Consider the following 19,864-nt stretch of genomic DNA (forward strand, 5'->3'; position numbering starts at 1 on the left):
AGTATTTAGTTTTAATTGTTTAAGGGTGATTTCTATGTTATTTTGGTCTCTCTAGTTTTTCTAATCGGTCTTGCAGATTTTGGATAAGCTTTTGTTGAGAGATTCTTGCATCGTTTAGCTCATTAATCTTTGCTTGTTGTCTTTTTATCAATTTCTGTTGTTTAAAAGTGTACAGATATAACTCTTCAATCTTTTCTACGGATATGGTTGTTATTTTTTTTAGATCTAATCCATTTTTTATGACTTCTTTTTCGGTAGGCATACCCGGTAAACTGTGATGTATTTCTGTGTACGTTTTAACCTCTTCTATTGGTGTCAGGTCATAATTTTTGTTAAATACGTAATCTGGAAACGAGGATGCGTCTGCGATAAAACCACGAGCTTTTATTCTACCACCTACGTGTAGTTGTTCTGTGAGCTCAGAATTTGATAGTTCGCCAATGGCTATTTTTCCTTTGGTGTCTATATATAAAGCGTCAGCTCCAAATGCATTTTGTATAGAAAAATGAGAGTTAGGAATATTTGTTAATCTTATATCAAGACCTTTATTGATCAAAAACCCTTGAGATCTATTGGGATTAGATAATGTAAGATCTCCTTTTATCGAGGTATCTCCATTGATATTGGTGTCTCCATCAATTTTAGTATTTCCAATAATAGTTGTATTCCCTCGTACATCTAATTTTGCTTGTGGACTGCCAGTTCCAATACCTATGTTCCCGTTTGGTATTATTTTAAGTGCATTGACAATATTCCCGGCATTTTGACTTCGTAGTTGAAGGCCAATATTAGAATTTCCAGATTTATCCCGAGCCTGTAAATAAGCTGTCCCAGATTTACCATCTCCTTCGTGGGCAAATAGATAAATAGTCCCTTTTGAGTAGGTATCCCCGGTAACATGTAACATACCTTTTGGTGATTCGGTACCTAGTCCCAGATGGCCTTTGTCAGTTAAACGCATTTTTTCTCTGACATTAGCTTTAAGGTTACTTCCAAAGTCAAAGATGATATCTTCAGAACCTTTATTGTTCCAATCACCAACTAGAAATAAATGCCCGGTATCCATAAACATTCCATTTCTAGTGCTTACTCCTCCTTCATGTTGTACTTCGAGCTTTATATTACTGAACCATTGGGGATGTCTACCAGTAGCAACATAAAAATTTTCATTTCTGTCATTAGATTTATCTTCGTTAAAAAATATTACTCTTGCTTTTTTAGAGTGTAATTTATTAGCAACTACTCTAGGGCGATACGTGTCATTACTAGTTTGCTGTGCTGATAAATTTGGTGACAGGACCCAGAAGACTAACATTATGATAAAAGCCTTAATATAAATAAATGATCCTTTTTTAAATACGAGTATTTTTTTCATGATTGTGTGTAATTTTAAACGGTTTACCCCATAGTTCAATTTGGTTTTTTGAACAAAGGAAAAATGAGCGTTTTTGTTTATTAATAGTTTTTAAGTAAGCCAGCTATAAACGTAGATAAAATGGTAAATAAATTGCTAAAATTCGTGCAGGACAAAAGCGGGACACCTTGTCAATAATCTGTAAATCAATTTATTGTTGAGGTTTAAGGGTGGTTTTGAGAACTTTGTAAAAAAGATGTGACCTGTCAAAATTTACACAAACATAACCTTGTTTTCTTTGAAATTACTGTTTGATACTTTAACTAGCGATGGGTAGATCGATACTGTAAGAAAACTAAAAAAAAATCTTATTATAATACCTAGAAGAAAACATTAGTTTTTGTTGTTCATCTTCATAAGGATAGGTATGGAAGAAAAATATTTTAAATATCTAATATTGAGTTATATAATTTTAAAGTAATATTTAACGTTATTGAGTAACAAACTCTTAACGTCATGAAAATAAAAAGCCTCTTAATAACCCTAGTTCTCTTATCACTCTATAGCTTATCTGCACAAGATAAAGTATTAGTCTTTACCAAAACTAATGGTTTTACGCATCCTTCCATCGGAGCGGGTGTTACGATGATAACCAATCTTGGAAATACCAATGGTCTTTGGACAACTGATCAAACGGAGAATGCTAATGATTTTAATGCAAATAATTTAGCACAATATAGCGCCGTAATTTGGTGTAATACTAGCGGGAATAATTTATTAAATGCTTCGCAACGTGAGGCTTTTGAAGATTTTATTACTGCAGGCGGTGGTTTTTTAGGTATCCACGCAGCTACAGATACATATAGAGATCGAAGCTGGTCATTTTACAATGAACTTGTAGGAGGAATTGTACAATCAGGCCCGAATCATACCAGTAATAATTTTAATGCAGATATGACAGTAGTAAATTCACATCCATCTGTTGATTTTCTAGGAACTACTTGGAATAAATCTGAAGAGTATTATTATTGGAAAAATAACGGAGGGCAGTTATTTAGTGGTAATATAAATCTATTGATGGTAGAATCTACAGGTTCTAATAATTATGATGAAGAAAGACCGATGTCCTGGTATAAAAAATATGGAGGTGGGCGATCATTTTATACAGCTTTAGGTCACAATTCTAGTGATTATACAAATAATGCAAATTTTATAAAACACATAGAAGAAGGAATAAAATATGTGATCGGTAATACATTAAGCGTGGGCGGACCAGATCAACAAATACCTTTTCAGATAACTCCGAACCCTGTAAGCGATGTTTTTAGATTTACCACTTCTGATGTTGTAAAAACAAAATCATTAAGGATTTATGATATTAATGGGCAATTAGTATATGAGAATGAAATTCCATCCTCAGTTGCTTCTACTGATATTAATATCGAAAATTTGTCGAATGGGTTATACATAGGGAGTATAACATCAGGGAATCAACAAAGTAATTTCAAATTGGTGAAAAAGAATTAAGGGACTATATAGGCTCCTTTCCAATTATTGTTTTCTTTTTTAAATACAACCCGAATATGATTTGGCCTATTTAAACTTAAATATTCTATCCTCATAGGAATAATCCTAATCGCAGAGAAAAAATGTTTTCCTTCTAAGTAATCGATATCATTAGGGCTTTTGATTTCTATACCTGGAGATAATTCTGTAGAATAGTCTTTCCTATACTGTTCCGGAATCTGTTTCCAAATTTGTTGTATAGCCTTATCGTCTGAAATAATTTCTGCTTTTGCTTTTATTGTAATTTGTAATAATCGTTCTTGATCATAGAACAAAAGACTTACTCGGTTATTTGCTTGAATATTTGCAATTTTTTTAGACCTTTCATCTGTGTATACTGTCATATTCAAATCATCATCAACATCCCTAAGAACAACAGTTCTTAATCTAGGTATACTATTGAAATCGGAAGTGGCTAGCGTAAAATATCGAAAAGGGTGTGTCTTAGCTTCGACAGCAGTTTTTAGATCTACTGTAATAGAAGAAAATATAATATCGGTCATGGGTCGTTAGATTTATTATGATATTATAAAGTTAATCAATTTATAGAGCAACCTAAAAAAAGCAGATATTAATATCAAAGAAGGTTTACTTAGTTTTCCATACTTCTTTTTCCATCCAGGAAATACTTGTTTTTAATACTTCTTGATATTCACAAGCTTTTAAATGGGTGTTTCCTTCAGCTTCTACAAAAGTGATATTACATCCTAACGTTTTAGCTTCAGCAATACGTTTTCTTGCCTTTTTTATGGGAAAAAACTTATCCTCTGTTCCTTGGATAGCATAAATGGGGATGTTCAACTTTTCTTTTACCTTACAATTAGATCCCATAAGTATCATTCCGGAAAAAATGCTTTCATAATCTTTAGCATATTTCCATCCTGCCATAGCACCGTTACTATATCCTACTAATATAATTTTATTTGGATCAATGGGCCAGTGTTCTTTAGCTAGATCAATAAAATCTAAAATTCTTTTCTCTAGATAATCTAATGTCCAGGTTCTCCACGCTCCAGATGGACTAAAAATGAAACCCCCGGCATCTTGTAAAGCAGGAGCAACTAGGCAATTACTAAACTTAATGTAATTCTTGCCACCTACGCCTCCGTGTAGTAAAATAAACAGTGGTACTTTCTCACCTTCTTTAATTTTTGGAACAGTAAGATCATATTTCCATTCAGATTCTTTATCATTGACTTTGATAGTACTAATTATATTTCCAGGAGTTAGCGGAATTGCTTTAAAAGATGCTACACTAATACTACTGATATAATCTTTAGAGCCTCTTGTATCCAATCCGCTTTTACATGAAGTAGTAATAGTGAGAATACTAAAACATAAGAGGTGTAAAAATGAATATTTCATAGTTTTTCTATAAATATACTAAGTAAGTTGTTGTTTTTTGGGACAATTAACAAGGTGTTTATAAAATAATGACTGTAATTGAAAATTATATCAGTTAGGATTTCAGGGTTTTCAATTTAATTTTATTTTTGCCTATGCAAAATAACAAGGTACTTATTTTAGACTTCGGGTCACAAGTAACACAACTTATAGGACGCCGAGTAAGAGAACTCAATATTTATTCAGAAATACATCCGTATAATAAACCTCCACAAAACATGAGTGATTACAGTGCTGTAATTTTGTCGGGGAGTCCGCTTTCAGTACGAGGTAGTGATGTTGCACATCCTGACTTATCAGAGGTGCAGGGTAAAAAACCATTATTAGGTATTTGTTATGGAGCACAATATCTAGCACATTTTGGCGGTGGAAGAGTAGCGGAATCTAATACAAGAGAGTATGGTCGAGCAAACTTGTCATATATAAATAATAATGATTTGTTTAAAAACATTACTGAAGGTTCTCAGGTATGGATGAGTCATAGTGATACCATTAAAGAATTGCCAACTAACGCAAAACTTTTGGCAAGTACCCAAGATGTAGAAAATGCAGCCTTTAAAATTGATGGAGAAGAAACCTACGCAATTCAATTTCATCCAGAAGTTTATCATTCAAAAGATGGTACACAGCTTTTGGAAAATTTTTTAGTAGGCATAGCTGGCCTTGCTCAAGATTGGACTCCAGATTCTTTTGTAGAGGAAACAGTAAAGGGTTTAAAAGAGCAGTTAGGAAACGATAAAGTTGTTTTAGGGCTTTCTGGAGGAGTTGATTCTACTGTTGCCGCTGTTTTATTGCATAAGGCAATTGGAAGTAATCTTCATTGTATTTTTGTAAACAACGGATTACTTCGTAAAAATGAGTTCTCTTCTGTATTAGATCAATATGAAGGAATGGGACTTAATGTAAAAGGTGTAGATGCTTCGGCACGTTTTTTGGATGCTTTAGCCGGTGAAAGTGACCCAGAAGGAAAACGAAAGATAATCGGAAGAGTATTTATAGAAGTTTTTGATGATGAAGCTAACCAAATAGAAGATGCCAAGTGGTTGGCGCAAGGAACTATTTATCCGGATGTTATAGAATCAGTTTCTGTAAGCGGAGGTCCATCTGCTACAATTAAATCGCATCATAACGTAGGGGGATTACCTGATTTTATGAAACTGAAAGTAGTGGAACCTTTAAAAATGCTATTTAAAGACGAAGTAAGACGAGTAGGAAAGTCTATGGGACTTGATCCGGAGTTATTAGGAAGACACCCATTTCCTGGTCCTGGACTAGCAATTCGTATATTAGGAGATATTACTCCAGAAAAAGTTAGTATTTTGCAAGAAGTTGATGCTATATTTATCAATGGACTAAAAAATAACGGTCTATATGATAAAGTTTGGCAAGCAGGAGCTATGTTGTTACCTGTACAAAGTGTTGGGGTAATGGGAGACGAAAGAACCTATGAAAAATGTGTAGCATTAAGGGCTGTAGAAAGTACAGACGGAATGACTGCTGATTGGGTAAATCTTCCATATGAGTTTTTACAGAAAACCTCTAATGAAATAATAAATAAGGTAAAAGGCGTTAATAGAGTAGTGTATGATATCAGCTCAAAACCACCTGCGACCATAGAATGGGAGTAATTTAGTAAGGTATTAACGCTTCGGTTCTTTAAGAATCATATACATTAAAATTAAATCGAATGAAAAAAGTATTGTTGTTCTTTTTTGTACTTCTTCTAACCAATATTGGTTTTGCTCAGCAGTATAAAAGTCATAAAGTTGCTCAAGGAGAAAATGTATATAGAATTGCAAAACGATATAATACAACTCCAGAGGCAATTTATAAAATAAACCCGACAGCAAAAGAAGGAATTAAAGAAGGGCAAATTCTGGCTATCCCGGTGATTGATGATCAAGAATATCAAATTCATGTCGTTGTAGAAGATGATACGGTATATAGTTTATCCAAGAAGTATAACACAACTCCAGAGGCGATTTACAATTTAAATCCAGATGCGGTCAACGGTATTAATCTTGGGCAAATTTTACGAGTAGCTAAACTTGAAAAAAACGATGAAACTGATAAGAATACTCCTATAGAAAATGTAAGTGATCCAATCCTAGATAGTATCAAGCCGTTAGAAGAAATAAGACAAATTGTTCGATTTAAAACGCATAAGGTAAGAAGAAAAGAAACTTTGTATAGTATTTCAAAGAAGTATGATATTACTGTAGATGATATTAAAAAGCATAATAAAAGATTGTATTCTGAACAAATTCGTAAACGCGATAAGCTCCGAATTCCAATATATGCGGAAGAGGCCGTTGTAGAAACAGAAACTCCTAAAGATTCTTTAAGTAGCAGAGTTTCTACTACCACAAAATATATCGTAAAACCAAAGGATACAAGATATAGTATCTCTAGAAGACATGGTATTACTGTTGGAGAATTAAATCAACTCAACCCGGAATTGGATCCTAGTTTCCCTATTGGCATGGAAATTATTGTTCCGACTACTATTTTCGTTCCATTACAAGAAGTTATAACACCTGAGTTCGAATTGTATGAAGTTCAACCAAAAGAAACTATATACAGTATTCTCAAGCGAACTGAAATTTCATCAGATTCTTTGTTTAATATGAATCCTTATTTAAGAGATGGTCTTAAGGCAGGTATGGTAATAACGCTCCCTAAAAGAGGTGAAGTTGATTCATTGGCTATTGATTTTCCTGAAAGAAAAGTAGTGCCCCTTGAGAATATGCTATATAATTTTAAGACAAAGAAGTTAGCAATAATGTTACCTTTTGGACTGGATACATTAGATCTTAATGCCAGAAAAGAAACAGAAGAGTTCTTAAAAAGTAGAAAAGCCAGAGGAGTTAGAGTTGCTCTTGATTTTTATAAAGGAATTCAGATGGCTGTTGATTCAGCGAAGACAAAAGGACTTAGTGTTGATCTTACCGTTTTTGATACTCAAAGAAATAATAACGCGGGGTATATAAAGAAGCTAATTGATCAAAATAATTTTGATGAAATGGATGTTGTGATTGGGCCTTTGTATCAGACAAATGTAGAAGCAGCAACTGCAGAATTAAAAAAGTACGAAACACCAGTGCTTTCTCCATTATCTAATAAAGAATCTAAACTCTATAGTAATTTTTTTCAGACAATTCCGACGGACATAATGCTTCAGGATAAATTGATTAATTATGTAGAAAGGGATTCTACTGATAAGAATATTATTATAATTGTGCAGCAAGGAAAGAAGAAACACGATGATATAAAGAATAAGTTGATTGCCAAATTTCCAGATGCTAAAATAGCAAGAATAGAAGAAGGTAATTATTTATACGAATTACATCTGAATAAAGTTCTAAATAAGAATAAGCCAAATTGGGTTTTTCTGGAGTCGGATGATGTAGCAATGATTAGTAATGTAACTCCATTACTTAATGCTAAAGCAGAGAGTCATAAGATTACATTGTTTACTACGGATAAGGATGATGCATTTGATGACGATAATATAAAAAATGAACATTTATCTAATTTACATTTACATTATCCATCAATAGATAAAGAGTTTGATAATTACGATGAGAATAGTATGACTCCCTTTGTGGCAAGATATAAAAAGGAATATGGAACTATTCCGAGTAAATATGCAGTAAGAGGTTTTGATATTACGTATGATATTTTGATGCGATTAGGTTCTGCAGATGATTTGTACCATGCTGCAACTTTTGAAGGGACAACGGAGTATGTAGAAAATAAATTTAATTATGCAAAAAAGCTCTTGGGAGGCTATTATAACAAAGCATCCTATATTATTAAATTTGATGACGAATTGAAGCTCACCGTTATAGAATAAAATTTATTTCATCAATAATCAATTTTACAGCTGATTTTAAAATCATTTTTTTTATTTTTAGATGCTGAATTGTTTTGTTTTTTAATAGGAAAATAAAACAGAGGTAAACTTTGGTTTAGATTTTTAGTCAATTTTAGACACGTGGTATGGAAATTGATATAGAGTTTGAAAACGATTTTGATAAACTAAAGTAATTATTGATTTTTGGAAAAATTGTTTAGATTGGGATAGATATAAATTTTTATATCTGAATATAAATAAAATCTATTTTAGTAAAGATTATTAATACTTAGCCCCGTATTAAATACTTGGATGCTGAAATAGAAAACAACAACTTTTAGCCGGGCATAATTATTGCAATTATGGGTAAATTTTTTACTATTCTCTTAGTTTTAGTTTTTGCTAATCATGGATATGTAGAGCGTTTTTCTTATGCAGAAAAGAGTAAGTTAGATTGGTCAGATTTTAGAGGAGAACCTAAAACAGACAGTGATTTTGATGCTAGTGTCAATACAGGTATAACTTATCAATGGTCTATAAGCAAGGATTACGGGAAAACTGAATTAAAATACGAAGTGGACAGCTTTTGTTACCCCTCATTATCATGGGTGAAAAAAGGTCAGTCCACTAAATACCTGCTGTCACATGAACAACTCCATTTTGATATTTCCGAATTGCACGCGAGAATAATGCGTAAGAAATTGAAAGAGTACAAACCAGGTAAGAATGTTCGTAAGGATCTAAATAAGATGTATAAAAGAGTCGAACGGATGCGTATTAATATGCAAGAACAATACGACATAGAAACGGAACATTCCAAGAATAAAACTAGTCAGAAAATATGGGAGAAGAAGGTGAAGAATTTAATGTGGTACTATAGAGCATATACCAAATAGGTTCATTTCATACTCTCAGGATTTATGGATCAACAATCCCAAAAGGATTTTTTAGTCAAACTCGCCAATACCAAAATGCCTTTTGGTAAATACAAAGACAGATATCTTATCGACTTACCAGAGCATTATATTGTTTGGTATCATAACAAAGGATTTCCCAAAGGAACTCTTGGTCGGCAAATGCAAACTGTTTACGAACTAAAGTTAAATGGTCTTGAGTATCTGATAAGAAATATTAGAAAGTTATAATTAGTTTTATTTGAGTTTAAGTAATCTTTAATTAGAAATTCTTTGATTCCATAAAGAATTAGGTAAATTTATTTCTAAAAATAAATTACTGTTTATCTGATATCACATAAATCATTTTATATGAATATATATAAATTAATCATCGGATTTTTTATTCTGTCTTTTGTTTGTAATGCAGAAATTTACTCACAAGAATTTAGTGAAGGACCATTCTCTCAGCTTATTATTAGAGGTGCTACCTTGATTAATGGTAATGGTTCGCCCCCAAGAGGTCCTGTAGATATTGTTGTAGAAAGAAATATCATTAAAGATATTGTAGTGGTAGGTTATCCTGGGGTTGATATAGATGATGCCAAACGACCCAAACTTAAATCTGGTGGAAAAGAGGTAAACGCTCACGGAATGTACCTTTTGCCGGGCTTTATAGATATGCACGGTCATATTGGAGGAGTTGCACAAGGAGCCGACTCCGATTATGTTTTTAAACTATGGATGGCCCACGGAATCACTACAATTAGGGAACCAAGCGGAAGAGGAATTGATTGGACATTGAAACTCAAAAAAGCTAGCGAAAGAAATGAAATTATAGCGCCACGTATTTATGCATATACGGGTTTTGGCCAAGGAAATAAAGAACCCATAAGCACCGTAGAAATGGCTAGAAATTGGGTTCGAGAAAATGCTAAAAAAGGAGCGGATGGAATAAAGTTTTTTGGTGCTGCTCCAGAAATTATGAAAGCGGCATTAGATGAGAATAAAAAATTAGGATTAGGTTCCGCTTGCCATCACGCCCAAACGGATGTTGCTCGCTGGAATGTCCTTAATTCTGCTAGAGCGGGATTAACAACCATGGAGCATTGGTATGGATTACCCGAAGCGTTGTTTGAAGATAAAACCATTCAGCATTATCCTTTAGATTATAATTACCAGAACGAGCAAGATAGGTTTGAGGAAGCTGGGAAACTATGGAAACAAGCTGCAAAACCATATTCTGATCATTGGAATAAGGTGATGAATGAACTTCTTGAATTAGATTTTACATTAGATCCTACCTTTAATATTTATGAGGCCAGTAGAGATTTGCAAAGAGCTAGAAGAGCAGAGTGGCACGAAACCTACACATTACCTTCTCTATGGAAATTCTATCAACCCAGTAAGATTTCACATGGTTCTTATTGGCATGATTGGGGAACCGAACAAGAGGTAGCTTGGAAAGAGAATTATCGTTTATGGATGACATTTATAAATGAATATAAGAATCGCGGAGGAAGAGTTACTACTGGTTCGGATTCTGGATTTATATTTCAATTGTACGGTTTTGCGTATATCAGAGAATTGGAACTTCTAAGGGAAGCAGGTTTTCATCCTTTGGAAGTAATTAGAGCAGCTACACTAAACGGTGCCGAAGCTTTAGGAGTTTCAGATAAAATAGGATCTGTTGAAGTAGGTAAATTAGCTGACTTTGTATTGGTGAAAGAAAATCCTCTTAAAAATCTAAAAGTATTATATGGTACTGGTGCGATTAGATTAACAGAAGAAAATAAAGTGATTAGGGCAGGAGGTGTTCAATATACCATTAAAGACGGCGTAATATATAATGCTAAAGAACTGCTTGTTGATGTAAAAAGAATGGTAGATGAGGCTAAAAAGACTGAAAACTTTTCTATAATTCAACCGGGTATAAAAGAATAGAATTATTCATACTATTAAATCAAAATGAAAAATGCATCTGGTTGATTCCAGATGCATTTTGTATATAAAAAATTGCATTGTTTTACGAAGCAGGTTCTGTAACTTTAGAGAAGATTTCCATATTTACTTGATTTTTGGTTAAATCTTCAAAAGTTTCACGTTTACGGATTAGATGTGCTTCATTATTATGCCAAAGCACCTCTGCTGGGCGAAAACGAGAATTGTAATTACTAGCCATAGAAAAACAGTAAGCTCCTGCATTTTTAAAAGCTATAATATCACCTTCTGTAATTTCTGAAATCCTTCTGTTAGTAGCAAAAGTGTCAGTTTCACAAATATATCCTACAACAGAGTAAAAGCGTTCTCTACCTTTAGGGTTTGAGATGTTGATGATTTCATGATAAGAATTGTAAAGCATAGGTCTTATCAAATGGTTGAAGCCACTATCAATTCCTGCAAAAACCGTAGAAGTTGTTTGTTTCACAACATTTACTTCTGCTAAAAAATATCCAGCTTCACTTACTAAGAATTTACCCGGTTCGAAACCAAGAGTCAATTCTTTTCCGTACTCTTTACAAAAATCATTAAAACGTTTTGTGAGTTTTTGACCAAACTCTTCAATATTGGTTTCAATATCTCCTTTTTTATAAGGAACTTTAAAGCCACTTCCGAAATCTATAAAATCTAGATTTTTGAAGTTCTTGGCAGTTTCAAATAATATTTCACTAGCATATAAAAATACATCAATATCCAAAATATCACTACCAGTATGCATGTGGATACCATTAATATTCATACCGGTATTCTCTACAATTCTAAGAATATGTGGAATCTGGTGAATAGAAATGCCAAACTTACTATCGATATGCCCTACAGAGATGTTACTGTTTCCTCCAGCCATCACATGTGGGTTAATTCTAATACAAACAGGTACTTCCGGATGTTTTGTTCCGAACTGTTCTAGAATGGATAGGTTGTCAATATTTATTTGTACACCCATTTCAGAAACCTTCTCGATTTCTGTTAAGGAAACTCCGTTTGGAGTAAAAATGATATTACTGGGTGCTACACCAGCCAATAATCCTAATTTAACTTCCTGGATCGATACAGTGTCTAATCCGGCACCTAATGAATTCATTAGTTTTAATATCGCAAGATTAGACAATGCCTTGACAGCATAGTTAAGCTTTACATGTTTCACCTGTTTAAAGGCACTGGTTAGGCGTTCATACTGTGAAACAATTTTTTCGGAGTCATATACATATACAGGACTCCCAAACTCTTTTGCGATTGCTAATAAATTTGCGTTTTCCATTTTAATTAAATTAAGCTTACGAAATTACTATTTTTACTATAGATTACCTCTAAGCGCCGCGTAATTAGTATAAAATTATCTAAACTTGAAAAAAAGTGGCCTTAAATAACGAATTTTTAATTTTTGAACGAATATTATACATAGGGTAGACGTTTTATTTACTATTTTTAAAATAAAAAATGTTAGCACTCTTTCCTTTACAATTGGTAGTGTATCCAGGTGAACGATTACCTCTTCATATTTTCGAAAAGAGATATCAGCAGTTGATATCTGATTGCGAAACCGAGGGGATCTCGTTTGGGGTGCCAGCGTATATTGATAAAAAACTAGAATACGGTACCGAGGTTACCCTGCAAAAAATAGAGAAAAGGCATCCTAATGGTGCTAGTGATGTCATTTGCGTTGGCACTAGAGTTTTTAAGATTAAGAGTTTTCATAAACAATTACCAGGTAAATTATATGCTGGCGGAGAGGTTGAATTTTTAGAAGATAGAGAGAATGGTGTAGAAGAACTACAGGAAGAATTATTAAAAAATATTGCTATTTTGTATGTAGAACTAACTATCGAGAAACCTCCTATTTTTAATATTCCATTTGTGAGTTATCAAGTGGCACATAAAGTTGGTTTAGCATTACATCAAGAGTATCATTTGTTAAAGCTACGAAGTGAACTAGAACGACTGAACTATCTTATAGGTCATCTAAAAATCACAATTCCAGTAGTTAGAGAAATGAATCGTGCTAAGGAAGTAATTAAGTTAAATGGCCATTTTAAAAATTTTGACCCATTGGATTTTGAGGATTTCGAATTATAGTTAAGTTATCTTTCAATTTTGGATAAATTCTAGGGTTACTTTTCATATTACAAGATTCCTATTTCGATATAACTTTTTTTACCACAAAAGATTGGCACAGTAACTTCACTTTTCCTATTTTTGGGACTCCTATTCAAAAGGCAAAAAATAAGACTATGAACTTACACGAATATCAGGGTAAAGAGATATTAAGCAGCTTTGGTGTGCGTATCCAGCGAGGTATTGTTGCACAGAATGCAAAAGAAGCAGTTGCTGCTGCAAAACAACTAACTGCTGAGACAGGTACTGGATGGCATGTGATCAAAGCTCAAGTACACGCAGGTGGTCGAGGAAAAGGTGGTGGAGTAAAGCTTGCTAAAAATCTTCAGGAAGTAGAAGATATAGCAGGACAAATCATCGGAATGAATTTGATTACTCCTCAGACATCAGCAGAAGGGAAAAAAGTACATCAGGTATTAGTAGCAGAAGATGTATATTATCCTGGAGATAGTGAACCAGACGAATTTTATATTTCTGTATTATTAAATCGTACTACAGGTCGTAATATGGTTATGTATTCTACAGAAGGTGGAATGGATATAGAAACTGTAGCAGAAGAAACTCCGCATTTAATTTTTACAGAAGAAATAGATCCTTCAGTAGGGTTATTACCATTTCAGGCTAGACGTATTGCTTTTAACTTAGGATTAAGCGGTGGTGCGTTTAAAGAAATGACTAAGTTCGTGATGGCGTTATATACGGCTTATGTAAAATCGGATTCTTCTATGTTTGAGATCAATCCTGTTTTAAAAACAAGTGATGATAAGATCATGGCAGTTGATGCTAAGGTTACAATTGATGATAATGCATTGTATCGCCATAAGAATTATGTAGATATGCGTGATATCCGCGAAGAAAACCCGATCGAGGTTGAAGCGAATGAAGTAGGTCTTAACTATGTGGATCTTGATGGTAATGTAGGATGTATGGTAAATGGTGCTGGTCTTGCGATGGCAACGATGGATTTGATTAAGCAAGCTGGTGGAGAACCTGCTAACTTCCTTGATGTAGGAGGTACAGCAGATGCTAAGCGTGTAGAAGAAGCGTTTAGAATTATCCTTAAAGATGAGAACGTAAAAGCGATTCTAATCAATATTTTTGGAGGAATTGTACGTTGTGATCGAGTTGCTCAAGGTGTAGTAGATGCATATAAAAATATGGGAGACGCTATTAATGTTCCTATCATTGTGCGTTTACAAGGTACCAATGCGGATATCGCTAAAGAATTAATCGATAATAGTGGATTGGATGTACAGAGTGCTGCACAGTTTCAGGAAGCTGCAGATAAAGTGCAAGCAGTGTTAGCATAATATCTAAGTATAGATTTATAACATATTTTGAAGCGATCCATAACTTTGGGTCGCTTCTTTTTTTGCAGAAGATTTTTGTATGGATAAAAAAGTAAAAGAAATAGTTGCCAAACTGGATATGATGCCACATCCGGAAGGTGGTTTTTATAAGGAGACTTATAGAAGCGATGGTATTATTCCGAAAGCAGTTTTAAAAGATAAATTTTCTGGAGATCGTAATTATTGTACAGGAATCTATTTTCTACTTACTTCAGAAAATTTTTCAGCGTTTCATCGTATTAAACAAGATGAGATGTGGCATTTTTATGGAGGAAATTCGTTGTATGTGCACGTGATTACTCCAGAAGGAATATATACTAGATACGCTGTAGGAATGGACCTGGATCTAGGAGAAACTCCTCAGTTGGTAGTGCCTGCAGGTTGTTGGTTTGCTTCTAGTGTAAAAGACACAGAAGGTTATTCTTTTGTGGGTTGTACGGTATCACCTGGTTTTGATTTTGCTGATTTTGAGTTAGCTAACAGGGATGTTTTGGTAAATCAATATCCAGATCATTCAGAGATAATTACACAATATACTCGTCAATAGTTTTATAAAGAAATAGGGGAGAACTGTTTATGATCCTTGGATTATTAAGTAGTCTTATTTTAAATTAGCTGAAAACACTAGTCAAAACTATTGAAAAGACTATAAATTATGTACTTTTAGTTCATTAAAATGAAAAGAGCTACAGTAAAACTTTTGATACACATCGGAGATTATTATAGGTGAGTTCCTTTTTACATTTAAATAATATTATAAATACAAGAAATTAAAAAAATATGATACCTGAAATAGAGAAATCATTGAATGAACAAGTACGATATGAGGCTACGGCATCTGCACAATATCTTTCTATGGCATGTTGGGCTGATGTAAATGGCTATAATGGGATAGCCGATTTTTTTTATACACAATCTGAAGAAGAACGTGTACATATGACTAAGCTGGTCAAATTTATTAATGAAAGAAATGGACAAGCGGTAATACCTGCTATCGAAAAGCCAAGAGATGATTTTAATTCATTAAGAGAATTATTCGAAATTTTCTTAGAAAGTGAAGAATTTGTAACTGCACAGATCAATAACGTTATTTTTCAATGTCTACAACATAAAGATTATAATGTTCATAATTTTATGCAGTGGTATGTAGCAGAACAATTAGAAGAGGAAGCAGTCGCGAGAACTTTATTGGATAAATTAAAAATTATCGGTGATGATAAATCAGGGCACTATTTATTCGATAGAGATATTAATACCTTTCAGATAAGTAATTCACAACAGGAGTAGGTAACTTGTTGTTAATAAGTAACTAAATAAAATTAAAAGATTCTTTTTTTGAGAGTCTTTTTTTTATATTTTTGCGCTTTATTTAGATTCAATAAAAATTAAATAGTAGTGCAAAATTCGGGAATGACCTCTTTATATTCACCTTGTGCAGCAATGAATTGCGAAGTTAGTTGTGGTGGCAAAAAGAAAAAATGTTGTAAGAAATATAAGAAGAAAGGAAAAAGTAATTGTAAAAGATGCCCTAAGCTATAAGTTGATTAATTAAATTTAAAGAATAAACTCCTAATGAGCATGTGATCACATGCTTATTTTTTTACCTTTTTTTGAATAAGTAAACCAGAAATACTGTACTTGACAGATTCAGTTTTGTAATTGATTAAGAGTTTATTAGTACAGATTGCAAAAATGATTTTATAGATTAGTACTATGTAATTTACTAATCATTTAAAATGATCGTAAGGAAAACAATAAAGACGCTATTTTTTCAAAGTATACTTTTAGGATCACTATTCTTTTTATGTGGATGTTCTTCAACTTCAGCAGAGTTAAACGGTAGAGAGATTTTACAAAAAAGTAAAAAATATCATGATCCTTCGAATATATGGGGAGAAGTAAGTTTTGACGTTTATATCCAAGAACCTAGAATAGTAAATTCAACACGATATTCTATTATAAAAATGAATAACGCTACGGGTTCATTTGAACTTCAGCGAAATAGAGGTCAATATGTTTCTACCCATATAGTAGATGAGAATGGACTTACCAAGGTGTTACTAAACAATTCAGAAACTATAGATTCAACATTGGTCGCTAAATATCGATTACAAACAGAAAGGAGCAGTGTATACCAGAAATTTTATCAAATAATGTATGGTTTACCAATGGCATTAAATGATCAAACCTTGAAAAGTATTGATACTACTGCTATAGTTGATTTTAATGATGAAACGAGTTATAAAATTGAATTAGAATTAAAGGAAGCAGTGTTTTCTGAATTTTGGAAATTATACATAAGAACTTCAGATTACAAATTAGTTGGACTAGAGATCATCTTTCCCAATGAATCTAAAAAAGGAGAACGATTATATTTTGAGAAAGATTTTAATTACAAAGGAATTATTATACCAAGAATAAGGCATTGGCATGAGTATCATGATGATAGTTACTCAGGATCAGATATAATAATTAAAAGTATTGATTGATAATTTAGCATAATTTTTTTCAAAAAGAACATAAAAAGATAGTGGTACTATGTAACATTATACGTTTAAATAGGTATAGTATATAGATATACATTAGTCTTTAATTGCATTAAAAGATATCTTATCGAATTTTGGGATTAAGATTTCATAGAATAATCAAAGTAAAGATTTCGGAGCGATTGACAATTATCAGTAATCACATTTTAAAAACTATCAAGATTTAACGATGATGAAATTAAAAATTATGAGAATACTTTTTTTCTTTGTTATACTACCTATATTAGGATATGCCCAAAATAAAGAAGAATCCCTATTATACTTAAAACAAAAACCTCCTGGATTACAACCAGAAATATTTGCCCCTAATATAATTTCTAAACCTTCAGAATATGAATTTGGATCTGTCTTCTCTAAAGATGGAAAAGAATTTTTTTTCGGAGTTGATATAAATGGCAAACCGGAGATTAGGTACACAAGATTAGAAAAAGATTCTTGGATCGTACCAAAAACTATCATATCACATTCTTTATACAGCGGTAATGACCCATTTCTTTCTCCTGATGAAACAGAACTCTATTTTATATCGAATAGACCCTTAACAGGAAAAGGAAATAAAAAAGATATAGATATCTGGTATGTGAAGAAAGAAGAAAATGGATGGTCAGACCCTATAAATGCTGGATCTAATATTAATTCTGATGCCAATGAATATTATATTTCCTTTACGGATAGTGGTACTATGTACTTTAGTTCAAATCACAATTCAGAAAATGACAATTTTGATATATACGCTTCAAAAAAAATAAATGGTGAATTTCAGGAGCCAAAGAAATTGAGTGATGCTGTAAATACTAAAAGTTATGAAGCAGATGTGTTTGTAGCTCCGGATGAATCTTATATTATTTTTTGCGCGACACGCAAAGAAGGATTGGGTAGAGGAGATTTATATATTAGTTTTAAAAATGAAGATGGTAGTTGGGCTACATCTAAGAATATGGGAGCTTCTATCAATACTAAAGGACATGAATTATGTCCATTTGTTACCAAAGATGGGAAATACTTTTTCTACACTAGTAATCAAGATATTTATTGGGTTGATGCTTCTATTATCAATCAATATCGATAGGAATAATAGAGAATTTTGTATTTCATTGCAGTGAGATAGAGATGACAATATATTATTATTCAAAAAAAAACATAAAGCCTGTTAATTTTCGATAGGCTTTTTTTTAGATTTGTACTTTACCCTCCCTTTTTCTGATGATTAACCTGTTTTATTAATTTTTTTAAAAAGTAATATCATTTATGATAAGATATTTGTTAATCATAGTTGTTTTCCTTTCTTCTAAAAACTATGCTCAGAAAAATGATTTTAATGGGCTTCTACTGTTTTTTGATTCGTCCAAAAAAGAAATCCCGTTAGCGTTAGCAAAGAAGTATTTTGATTTTAAACCTACAGAAAGATCGGAAAAATTATTTGCAGGTAAAATAGTTGCAAAAACGAACGATTATATTATTGTATCTACCATTTTAGAATGCAATGCGGGAGGCAGTTGTGAACAATCTTCCATAACTTCTTTTAGTAATAATGGCGAAAGAATTGATACGATAGCTTATGAAAGAGAAATGGCAGATTGCTCTTTTGATGATAAAAGAAAATCCGTTTTTATCGCTAGTGATTTATTGGTCTTTAAAGAAACAAGAGAAAAGTTAGATTGTTTAGGAGACGGCAAGCAAATTGGAATGAAGGAATGGTTGGAGTTTCAGCCAATAAAAGAAAATGGTGCATTCTCAAAACCGTATACAGATCTAAAAGCAATTGAACGAGACCACTATATATTCTCTCATAGAGTTTTTACACTAGACGAACTTAATAAGAAGACCGAAGAAGAATTGGCAGTTATTAAAAACGAGATTTTCGCTTCGCACGGGTATATGTTTACAACAGAAAAGTGGCAGGATTATTTTGAATCAAAATCTTGGTATATGCCTTCAGACGATGATGCGACTGGTAAGTTAACAGAAATAGAAAAAAAGAATATAGAATTGATTTTAAGTATAAAAGAATGAGGATAATAGGAATACTTATATTTATATTAATTTCAAAACCTTCTTTTGGTCAGGCAAAAACCATTCATGTTTTTGTGGCTTTATGTGATAATATAAATCAAGGTATTGTTCCTGTTCCAAAAAGTATAGGAAATGGTCAGGATCCTAAAAATAATTTATACTGGGGAGCTGGATATGGTGTAAAGACATTTTTTAAAGTTAAAACCAGAGATTGGACACTGCTAAGAAGCATTCCTTCTAAAGATTCTAATATCTTAGAAAGATTATTGTTTAAACATGCTACTAAGGACATCTACCTGTTAGCAGATGCATATGATGGGGCTAAAATCAAAACAAGTATAGAAGATTTTTTAAAATCATCTAATGGTCAGATTCCGATTCAGATAAAAGAAAAAGAAAGGATATTAGATTTTGGAGGAGGGTCGGATTTATTAGCGTATGTAGGACACGATGGTTTAATGGATTTTGATGTGAATATTACGTATAAAGAATCCGTTACTAAAACAAGAGATGTCATTATTCTGGCATGTTATAGTAAAAGTTATTTTTCTCCTGAAATTAAAAAAGCAAAGGCTAATCCGATATTATGGACAACACATCTTATGGCTCCTGAAGCATATACATTAAAGGCAGCAATCGATGGATGGGTTAGGAAAGAATCAGGAAGTCAGATTGATGAAAGAGCCGCTCAATCCTACCATAAGTATCAAAAATGTGGTATTAGAGGAGCCAGAAATTTATTTACCACAGGTTTTTAGAATTTCTAAACA

At 32.7% G+C, this 19,864-nt stretch carries 18 protein-coding genes; 14 read left to right on the top strand and 4 right to left on the bottom strand.

Annotated features, from left to right (window positions below; translation table 11 throughout):
- Positions 1-37: 37 nt before the first annotated feature.
- Positions 38-1,375 carry a hypothetical protein gene (locus D1818_RS21935; RefSeq protein ID WP_118461858.1) on the bottom strand — a complete coding sequence of 446 codons (1,338 nt, stop codon included), beginning with the start codon at positions 1,373-1,375 and terminating at the stop codon, positions 38-40.
- A 495-nt stretch (positions 1,376-1,870) separates the two neighbouring features.
- Between D1818_RS21935 and D1818_RS21940 the strand changes: the two genes are divergently transcribed.
- Complete coding sequence (locus D1818_RS21940) at positions 1,871-2,881, top strand: ThuA domain-containing protein (RefSeq protein WP_118461860.1); 1,011 nt, start codon at positions 1,871-1,873, stop codon at positions 2,879-2,881.
- Here the strand turns inward: D1818_RS21940 and D1818_RS21945 are convergent.
- Positions 2,878-3,423, bottom strand: a complete 546-nt coding sequence (locus tag D1818_RS21945) for a pyridoxamine 5'-phosphate oxidase family protein (RefSeq protein WP_118461862.1) — start codon at positions 3,421-3,423, stop codon at positions 2,878-2,880. The genes D1818_RS21940 and D1818_RS21945 overlap by 4 nt on opposite strands.
- Before the next feature lie 85 nt (positions 3,424-3,508).
- Positions 3,509-4,285, bottom strand: a complete 777-nt coding sequence (locus D1818_RS21950; protein ID WP_118461864.1) for an alpha/beta fold hydrolase — start codon at positions 4,283-4,285, stop codon at positions 3,509-3,511.
- A gap of 134 nt (positions 4,286-4,419) precedes the next feature.
- Between D1818_RS21950 and guaA the strand changes: the two genes are divergently transcribed.
- The 5 genes from guaA (at position 4,420) to D1818_RS21975 (ending at position 11,017) form a co-directional block, all read left to right on the top strand.
- Positions 4,420-5,952 carry a glutamine-hydrolyzing GMP synthase gene (gene guaA, locus D1818_RS21955; protein ID WP_118461867.1) on the top strand — a complete coding sequence of 511 codons (1,533 nt, stop codon included), beginning with the start codon at positions 4,420-4,422 and terminating at the stop codon, positions 5,950-5,952.
- A 59-nt stretch (positions 5,953-6,011) separates the two neighbouring features.
- On the top strand, positions 6,012-8,180 hold the full coding sequence (locus tag D1818_RS21960; protein ID WP_118461870.1) for a LysM peptidoglycan-binding domain-containing protein: 2,169 nt from the start codon (positions 6,012-6,014) through the stop codon (positions 8,178-8,180).
- Between the two features lie 362 nt (positions 8,181-8,542).
- The gene (locus D1818_RS21965; protein WP_118461872.1) at positions 8,543-9,076 is read left to right on the top strand and encodes a DUF922 domain-containing protein; all 534 of its coding nucleotides are present in this window, start codon (positions 8,543-8,545) and stop codon (positions 9,074-9,076) included.
- Between the two features lie 24 nt (positions 9,077-9,100).
- Complete coding sequence (locus D1818_RS21970; protein ID WP_118461875.1) at positions 9,101-9,325, top strand: DUF3820 family protein; 225 nt, start codon at positions 9,101-9,103, stop codon at positions 9,323-9,325.
- Between the two features lie 120 nt (positions 9,326-9,445).
- Positions 9,446-11,017 (top strand): amidohydrolase family protein, encoded by a 1,572-nt coding sequence (locus D1818_RS21975; protein ID WP_118461877.1) that lies wholly within the window; start codon positions 9,446-9,448, stop codon positions 11,015-11,017.
- Positions 11,018-11,099: 82 nt separating this feature from the next.
- Here D1818_RS21975 and lysA read toward each other — a convergent pair whose 3' ends face one another.
- Positions 11,100-12,332: a diaminopimelate decarboxylase gene (lysA, locus tag D1818_RS21980; protein WP_118461879.1), complete on the bottom strand. Its 1,233-nt coding sequence runs from the start codon at positions 12,330-12,332 to the stop codon at positions 11,100-11,102.
- Between the two features lie 179 nt (positions 12,333-12,511).
- Between lysA and D1818_RS21985 the strand changes: the two genes are divergently transcribed.
- The 8 genes from D1818_RS21985 to D1818_RS22020 all read left to right on the top strand — a co-directional run bounded on the left by D1818_RS21985 (position 12,512) and on the right by D1818_RS22020 (position 19,852).
- Positions 12,512-13,147: an LON peptidase substrate-binding domain-containing protein gene (locus D1818_RS21985; protein ID WP_118461881.1), complete on the top strand. Its 636-nt coding sequence runs from the start codon at positions 12,512-12,514 to the stop codon at positions 13,145-13,147.
- 155 nt (positions 13,148-13,302) lie between these two features.
- Positions 13,303-14,496: an ADP-forming succinate--CoA ligase subunit beta gene (gene sucC, locus D1818_RS21990; RefSeq protein WP_118461883.1), complete on the top strand. Its 1,194-nt coding sequence runs from the start codon at positions 13,303-13,305 to the stop codon at positions 14,494-14,496.
- A gap of 79 nt (positions 14,497-14,575) precedes the next feature.
- Positions 14,576-15,082 (top strand): cupin domain-containing protein, encoded by a 507-nt coding sequence (locus D1818_RS21995; RefSeq protein WP_118461885.1) that lies wholly within the window; start codon positions 14,576-14,578, stop codon positions 15,080-15,082.
- A gap of 233 nt (positions 15,083-15,315) precedes the next feature.
- Positions 15,316-15,822 (top strand): ferritin, encoded by a 507-nt coding sequence (locus D1818_RS22000; protein ID WP_118461887.1) that lies wholly within the window; start codon positions 15,316-15,318, stop codon positions 15,820-15,822.
- Positions 15,823-16,271: 449 nt separating this feature from the next.
- Positions 16,272-17,024 (top strand): DUF6503 family protein, encoded by a 753-nt coding sequence (locus D1818_RS22005; protein WP_118461889.1) that lies wholly within the window; start codon positions 16,272-16,274, stop codon positions 17,022-17,024.
- 244 nt (positions 17,025-17,268) lie between these two features.
- Positions 17,269-18,150 (top strand): PD40 domain-containing protein, encoded by an 882-nt coding sequence (locus D1818_RS22010; RefSeq protein ID WP_118464012.1) that lies wholly within the window; start codon positions 17,269-17,271, stop codon positions 18,148-18,150.
- A gap of 179 nt (positions 18,151-18,329) precedes the next feature.
- Positions 18,330-19,094: a YARHG domain-containing protein gene (locus D1818_RS22015; RefSeq protein ID WP_118461891.1), complete on the top strand. Its 765-nt coding sequence runs from the start codon at positions 18,330-18,332 to the stop codon at positions 19,092-19,094.
- Positions 19,091-19,852: a hypothetical protein gene (locus tag D1818_RS22020; protein ID WP_118461893.1), complete on the top strand. Its 762-nt coding sequence runs from the start codon at positions 19,091-19,093 to the stop codon at positions 19,850-19,852. The genes D1818_RS22015 and D1818_RS22020 overlap by 4 nt, the downstream gene beginning before the upstream one ends.
- The last annotated feature ends 12 nt before the right edge of the window (positions 19,853-19,864 follow it).

This window comes from Aquimarina sp. BL5, assembly GCF_003443675.1.
Taxonomy (GTDB): Bacteria; Bacteroidota; Bacteroidia; order Flavobacteriales; family Flavobacteriaceae; genus Aquimarina.